This window comes from Flavobacterium nitrogenifigens (genome assembly GCF_003254565.1).
GTDB lineage: Bacteria > Bacteroidota > Bacteroidia > Flavobacteriales > Flavobacteriaceae > Flavobacterium > Flavobacterium nitrogenifigens.
In genome coordinates this window covers 1-797 of record NZ_QJRI01000118.1, presented here as the reverse complement: position 1 = coordinate 797, position 797 = coordinate 1, and the positions used below count along the sequence as shown (strand labels likewise).

Annotated in this window: 1 protein-coding gene; it reads left to right on the top strand. The window is 50.7% G+C overall.

Going from position 1 to position 797, the window contains the following annotated elements; all coding sequences use genetic code 11:
- The coding region (locus DM397_RS00530) for an MBG domain-containing protein (RefSeq protein WP_317048792.1) at positions 1–797 on the top strand (797 nt) is incomplete at both ends.

Sequence of the window (797 nt, the reverse complement as noted above, 5' to 3'; positions counted from 1 at the left end):
TCCGAACTATTCTATTTCGTATGTGGATGGCAACCTGACGGTAGGCCATGTGGCACTTATCGTAACGGCAGACGACAAGAGCAGGCCTTATGGCAGCGCAAATCCGATTCTGACGGTAAGCTACTCGGGATTTGTGAACGGGGATACGGAAGCGTCCCTAACCGCTGCGGCTGTTGCTTTAACCGCTGCGACTGCGTCAAGTCCAGTAGGTACGTACGTAATAACGGCGGGAGGCGCATCATCTCCAAACTATTCAATTTCATATGTTGAGGGCACTCTTACGGTTGGCCAGGCATCTCTTACGGTGACAGCCGATGACAAGAGCAAAACTTACGGCAGCGCGAATCCGACTCTGACTGTGGCCTATTCGGGATTTGTGAATGGGGATACCGAAGCATCGCTAACAGCTGTTGCTACAGCTTCAACCACAGCCACGGCATCAAGTCCAGTAGACACGTATGCAATCACAGCAGGCGGCGCATCATCTCCGAACTATTCAATATCATATGCTGATGGGACTCTGACAGTAACCCAAGCATCTCTTATAGTGACAGCCAATGATAAGAGCAAAACCTACGGAAGCGTGAATCCGGCTCTAATGGTGAGCTATGCGGGATTTGTGAATGGGGATACCGAAGCATCTCTAACGTCAGCAGCTGCAGCTTCAACCACAGCCACGGCATCAAGTCCAGTTGGCACGTATGCAATAACGGCGGGAGGAGCATCATCTCCGAACTATTCAATATCATATGCTGATGGGACTCTGACAGTAACCCAAGCGTCTCTTATAGTGACGG